Source organism: Mesorhizobium sp. M5C.F.Ca.IN.020.29.1.1 (genome assembly GCF_003997375.1).
Lineage (GTDB): Bacteria > Pseudomonadota > Alphaproteobacteria > Rhizobiales > Rhizobiaceae > Mesorhizobium > Mesorhizobium wenxiniae.
Window position 1 is genome coordinate 1 of sequence record NZ_RZSW01000396.1, and the last position, 6,043, is coordinate 6,043.

A 6,043-nucleotide genomic window follows, 5' to 3' on the forward strand; every position below is an offset into this window, starting at 1 on the left:
TATTTGAACATGTTGGCGAGCGGCACCATTGCGTTGATGACCACCGCCACGCCACGGGCTTCCTGGCCTTGGATCTGGCCGCGACGGCCGTTCAGGTCGCCGATGACGCTGCCGACATAATCTTCCGGCGTCACCACTTCGACCTTCATGATCGGCTCGAGCAACTGCACGCCAAGCCTCGGGGCCGCTTCACGGAAGCAGGCACGGCCAGCGATTTCGAAGGCCAGAACGCTGGAATCCACGTCGTGGTAGGCACCATCGATCAGCGTCGCCTTGACGCCGATCATCGGGAAGCCGGCGAACGGGCCCGACGTCATGACGCTGTTGATGCCCTTTTCGACGCCGGGGATGTATTCCTTCGGCACAGCGCCGCCAACGATCTTGGATTCGAAAAGGAATTCGCTGCTTTCCGGATTTGGCTCGAAAAGAATTTTGACGCGAGCGAACTGACCGGTGCCGCCGGTCTGCTTCTTATGGGTGTAGTCCTGCTCTTGGCTGCGGGTAATCGTCTCGCGATATGCCACCTGCGGCGCGCCGACATTGGCCTCGACCTTGAACTCGCGGCGCATGCGGTCGACAATGATGTCGAGGCGGAGCTCGCCCATGCCGGAAATGATCGTCTGGCCTGATTCCTCGTCGGTCTTGACGCGGAAGGACGGGTCCTCGGCAGCCAGGCGATGCAGCGCAAGGCCCATCTTTTCCTGGTCGTTCTTGGTCTTCGGCTCAATCGCGATCTGGATGACCGGATCGGGGAACTCCATGCGCTCGAGAATGACCGGATGCAGCGGATCGCAGAGCGTGTCGCCCGTGGTCGTGTCCTTAAGGCCGGCCAAGGCGACGATGTCGCCGGCGAAAGCCTCTTCGACGTCAGCGCGCGAATTCGCATGCATCTGAAGCATACGACCGATGCGCTCCTTCTTGCCCTTGACCGTGTTGTCGACCGAGATGCCCTTGGTGAGCTTGCCCGAATAGATGCGGGCGAAAGTGAGCGAGCCGACGAACGGGTCGTTCATGATCTTGAAGGCGAGCATCGACAGCGGCTCATTGTCGTCGGCATGACGCTCGATCTCGGCGTCGGTCTTGGCGTCGATGCCCTTGATGGCCGGAACGTCGGCCGGCGACGGCAGGTATTCGACGACGGCGTCGAGCAGCGGTTGCACGCCCTTGTTCTTGAAGGCCGAGCCACAGAACATCGGGTAAAATTTCACCGCAATGGTGCCCTTGCGGATCAGCGCACGGATCTCGTCATTGTCGGGCATCTTGCCTTCGAGGTAATTCTCAAGCGCCGTCTCGTCCATTTCGACGGCGGCCTCGATCATCTTCTCGCGGTATTCTTCCGCACGAGCCTTGAGATCGTCCGGGATCTCGACGACGTCCCAGGCAGCGCCCAGCGTTTCGTCGCGCCAGACCAGCGCGTTCATCTCGACGAGGTCGACGATGCCCTTGAACTCGGTCTCGGCACCGATCGGCAGCTGCATGACGACGGCATGCGCGCCGAGGCGCGAGCCGATCATCTCGACCGAGCGGTAAAAATCCGCGCCGATCTTGTCCATCTTGTTGCAGAAGATCATGCGCGGCACGCGGTATTTGTCGGCCTGGCGCCAGACGGTTTCCGTCTGCGGCTCGACACCGGCATTGGCGTCGAGCAGCGCAATAGCGCCGTCGAGCACGCGCAGCGAACGCTCTACCTCGATGGTGAAGTCGACGTGGCCGGGGGTGTCGATGATGTTGAAGCGGTGCATCTTGCCGTCACGACCCTTCCAGAAGGTCGTGGTCGCGGCGGACGTGATGGTGATGCCGCGTTCCTGCTCCTGCTCCATCCAGTCCATGGTGGCAGCGCCGTCATGGACCTCGCCGATCTTGTGCGACTTGCCCGTGTAGTAGAGGACGCGCTCGGTGGTCGTCGTCTTGCCGGCGTCGATATGCGCCATGATACCGAAATTGCGATAATCTTCGATTTTATATTCGCGGGCCATGGGAGGTGCCTCTTCAGTCTCGTTCGCGCTTTACCAGCGGTAGTGCGCGAAGGCGCGGTTGGCTTCTGCCATCTTGTGGGTGTCTTCACGCTTCTTGACGGCGGTGCCGCGGTTGTTGGCCGCGTCCATCAGCTCGCCGGAGAGGCGGTCGACCATCGTGGTCTCGTTGCGGTTGCGGGCGGCAGCGATCAGCCAGCGGATGGCCAGCGCCTGACGGCGCTCGGGGCGCACATCGACCGGAACCTGGTAGGTAGCGCCACCGACGCGGCGCGAACGCACTTCCACATGCGGCGCGACATTGTCGAGCGCTTGATGGAAGACGGTGACCGGCTCCTGCTTCGTCTTGGACTGGACCTGGTCGAGCGCGCCGTAGACGATGGTCTCGGCAACCGACTTCTTGCCGTCATACATGACGGCGTTCATGAACTTGGTGACGATCAGATCGCCGAACTTCGGGTCCGGATTGATCTCACGCTTTTCTGCACTGTGGCGACGGGACATTTTTTCTCTGCCTCAATTCTGCGTGGTGGCCTGGACCCCGGATCGTCGCCTGGCGCCGTCCGGGATGACCTTGGCTACGCTTCGGTCACTTCGGACGCTTGGCGCCGTATTTCGAACGGCGCTGCTTGCGGTTCTTCACACCCTGCGTGTCGAGCACGCCGCGGATGATATGGTAGCGAACGCCCGGAAGATCCTTGACGCGGCCGCCGCGGATCATGACCACGGAGTGCTCCTGAAGGTTGTGACCTTCGCCGGGGATATAACCGATCACTTCAAAACCATTGGTCAGGCGGATCTTGGCCACCTTGCGCAGCGCCGAGTTCGGCTTCTTCGGCGTCGTGGTGTAGACGCGCGTGCAGACGCCCCGCTTCTGCGGGTTCTGCTGCATGGCCGGGACCTTGTTACGCTTCACGGGCGCAATGCGCGGCTTGCGGATCAGCTGGTTGACGGTAGGCATTAAACCCTCTTGTCTCTCAATTCCGTGTCTCGCCCGGTCAGGGCCGCTCAAAGCGTCATTTCCATACGCAAATTCGGGCCACAAACCGCGCCTCGCGGTCTTGCCCGAACAAATGGCAGAGGAAGCGGAAGCCGCTTCATGCACGCCGGAAATGTCTTTTCGCTCGTAAAACGAACCCTGTTTGAGGCAAACTCCAAAGCGTGTCGCTTCGGAAGGGAGAGCCTCACATCGGTTCTGACTGGGCGGCTTCTACTCGCAAGCCTGTTGCCCGTCAACCCCGGGCCGCCAAATATTACGTTCAAACCGAGGCTTGGTAGCCATGCGAAAAGCGCATGTAATTTTCTTTCGCCATTTTGCAAGGGGAAGGAAGAAAGTGACCGGCTTTCGGCTGTTGCGCAGCCATGCTTCATGCGAAAAAGGCGGCATGAAAAGCGCAAATCCCCCCGCCCGGAGGAATCGGCCCGTGAACGACAATGATGAGCGCCCGGTCACCATCATCACCGGCCGGGCATGGAAAAAGAAGGGCGGCAGGCCGGAAGGCGTCCACCTCATGCTGGTCGCGCCCGACGACGATTCGGCGGTGCGCCGGGCGCTCGAATCGCTCGCGGCCGAAGGCTATGCCGAGGCGGAGCTCGACCAGATCGGCGACCTGGACGGCGTGCCCGACGAAGAGCCACACCTGTCCGCCTATCAGGGCGCGCTCGAAGGCGAAGTCTCGATCGTCACCTTCGACCTGCCAGTCTGAAGCAGGCCCAGTCTGAAGCAGGGCCAGTCTGAAGCAGGGCCGATCTGTTCGGGGTCTGTCTGAAACGAAGCCGATCTCGGCAGCCTGCGGGCAAGCTCCTGCCGCTTGCCCGACATCGGTTCTCTGCTAAGAACCATCGCTGCCAAGAGCAATTCATTTCCAATCCGCGGAGTCTCCCATGTCCAGGAACAACGACCCCATCAAGCTCGGCATCGTCGGGGTAGGAAAGATCGTCCGCGACCAGCATCTGCCGGCCTTGGCGAAGGACCAGGCCTACCGCCTCGTCGCCGCCGCCAGCCGGCACGGCAAGGTGGAAGAGATCCCGAATTTCCCAACTATCGAGGCGATGCTCGACGCCGTGCCGGAGCTCGAGGCCGTATCGCTCTGCATGCCGCCGCAGTTCCGCTATGACGCCGCGCGGACAGCGCTGGAAGCGAAAAAACATGTCTTCCTGGAAAAACCGCCCGGAGCCACGGTCAGCGAGGTCGAAGACCTGAAAGCACTGGCCGCGGCAAACGGCGTCTCGCTGTTCGCCAGCTGGCATTCGCGCTATGCGCCGGCGGTGGAAGCCGCGCGTGCATTTCTCGGCTCGACCCAGATCAGCTCAGCAGCCATCAACTGGAAGGAGGACGTGCGCCGCTGGCACCCGAACCAGGACTGGATCTGGGCGCCAGGCGGCTTCGGCGTGTTCGATCCCGGCATCAACGCGCTGTCGATTGCGACCCACATATTGCCGGCGATGTTCATCACCTCGGCAATTCTCGATTTTCCCGAAAACCGCGCGGCCCCGATCGCTGCACATATCGCCTTCCGCACCTCGAACGGCTTGCCGGTGACGATGGAGCTCGACTGGCGTCAGACCGGCCCGCAAAGCTGGGACATCCTGGCCGAGACGGACAAGGGCGCGATGGTGCTTTCGGGCGGCGGCTCAAAACTAGCGGTCGACGGCCGTGTCGTTCACGACGAGCCGGAAGCGGAGTATCCGATGCTCTACAAGCGCTTCGCCGAGATCGTGCGCGCCGGCGTGTCCGACGTCGACCTCGCCCCGCTGCAGCATGTCGCAGACGCCTTCATGCTCGGCAAGCGCAATGTGGTGGAAGCGTTTTTCGATTAAGCCGCGACGCTGTAAGGAGTGGCCGTCGCTTCCGGTCCTTACCATCTTGCAAGCGTCGCGCCGCCCCTCATCTGCCTGCCGGCATCTTTTCCCGTGAACGGAGAAGATGCCGGCATCAACGATTTCGCCAATCTCCGGCGTTGCAGAAAGAGCGCCAAGACTGCGGCCAGGTTCTTTCTCCCCGTTCACGGCCCGTTCACGGGGAAAAATGCCCGGCAGGGCAATGAGGGGCGGCGCTGGACGATCGAAATAAGTCACAACAGTCGACGACGCCTTCTCCAGTCCGTCGCCAGCGGCATTAGTTCCCAGCTTCAACACACAAAAAAGCCGCCGGGTTGCCCCGACGGCTTCGTTGCCTGATATCTGTACCGCCGCACTTACTGCGCGGCGGAAGCCATGTCGGTCAGCATCGGGTCGGCGACCTCGACGCCCGACGCCTTGCGGCGCTCGTCGATGATCAGCTCGTCGCGCGAGGTGGCGATGCGCCGGATCTGGCTCATCGTGCCGCCGGTGCCGGCCGGGATCAGCCGGCCGACGATGACGTTTTCCTTCAAGCCCTGCAGCATGTCGGTCTTGCCGGCAACCGCCGCTTCGGTCAGCACGCGGGTCGTCTCCTGGAAGGAGGCGGCCGAGATGAAGGACGGCGTCTGCAGCGAGGCCTTGGTGATGCCCAAGAGCACCGGCTGGCCTTCGGCCGGCTTCTTGCCGTCCTCGACCAGGCGCTCGTTGACCTCTTCCAGCTCGATCACGTCGACGTGGTCGCCCGGAATGTAGGTCGAGTCGCCCTGCGCGGTGATCTCGACCTTCTGCAGCATCTGGCGAACGATCACCTCGATGTGCTTGTCGTTGATCGACACGCCCTGCAGACGGTAGACCTCCTGGATCTCGTTGACGAGGTAGGACGCAAGCGCCTCCACGCCCTTGATCGCCAGGATGTCGTGCGGCGCCGGATTGCCGTCGAGGATGTAGTCGCCCTTCTCGATGACGTCGCCGTCCTGGAGATGGAACGGCTTGCCCTTCGGGATCAGGTATTCGACCGGCTCAAGCGTCGAGTCATGCGGCTCGATGATAATGCGGCGCTTGTTCTTGTAGTCGCGGCCGAACCGGATCGTGCCGTCGATCTCGGCGATGATGGCGTGATCCTTCGGACGACGTGCCTCGAACAGTTCGGCAACACGCGGCAGACCGCCGGTGATGTCCTTGGTCTTGGCGCTTTCCATCGGGATACGCGCCAGCACGTCGCCGGGGCG

Annotated in this window: 5 protein-coding genes and 1 pseudogene; 2 read left to right on the plus strand and 4 right to left on the minus strand. The window is 62.2% G+C overall.

The features are described from left to right. From fusA to rpsL, 3 genes are all read right to left on the minus strand, one after another. The coding region (fusA, locus tag EOA85_RS25130) for an elongation factor G (protein WP_127211571.1) at positions 1 to 1,976 on the minus strand (1,976 nt) is incomplete at its 3' end. Positions 1,977 to 2,006: 30 nt separating this feature from the next. Continuing rightward, positions 2,007 to 2,477: a 30S ribosomal protein S7 gene (gene rpsG, locus EOA85_RS25135; protein WP_008875664.1), complete on the minus strand. Its 471-nt coding sequence runs from the start codon at positions 2,475 to 2,477 to the stop codon at positions 2,007 to 2,009. A gap of 85 nt (positions 2,478 to 2,562) precedes the next feature. Beyond that, positions 2,563 to 2,934, minus strand: coding sequence for a 30S ribosomal protein S12 (rpsL, locus tag EOA85_RS25140; RefSeq protein ID WP_006333356.1), 372 nt, complete (start codon positions 2,932 to 2,934; stop codon positions 2,563 to 2,565). Positions 2,935 to 3,397: 463 nt separating this feature from the next. Here rpsL and EOA85_RS25145 point away from each other — a divergent pair, with 463 nt between their 5' ends. Then, positions 3,398 to 3,679, plus strand: coding sequence for a transcriptional regulator (locus EOA85_RS25145; protein WP_127211572.1), 282 nt, complete (start codon positions 3,398 to 3,400; stop codon positions 3,677 to 3,679). A gap of 178 nt (positions 3,680 to 3,857) precedes the next feature. Continuing rightward, entirely contained in the window at positions 3,858 to 4,793 is a 936-nt protein-coding gene (locus tag EOA85_RS25150; protein ID WP_127211573.1) for a Gfo/Idh/MocA family oxidoreductase, read from the plus strand. Positions 4,794 to 5,170: 377 nt separating this feature from the next. Here EOA85_RS25150 and EOA85_RS25155 read toward each other — a convergent pair. Beyond that, positions 5,171 to 6,043: pseudogene (locus tag EOA85_RS25155) on the minus strand (DNA-directed RNA polymerase subunit beta'); the annotation flags it as partial.

What these genes read in the sequence shown, in the direction of transcription:
- rpsG (WP_008875664.1), bottom strand. Translation starts at nt 2,477, where the DNA reads ATGTCCCGTCGCCACAGTGCAGAAAAGCGTGAGATCAATCCGGACCCG.
- rpsL (WP_006333356.1), bottom strand. Translation starts at nt 2,934, where the DNA reads ATGCCTACCGTCAACCAGCTGATCCGCAAGCCGCGCATTGCGCCCGTG.
- EOA85_RS25150 (WP_127211573.1), top strand. Translation starts at nt 3,858, where the DNA reads ATGTCCAGGAACAACGACCCCATCAAGCTCGGCATCGTCGGGGTAGGA.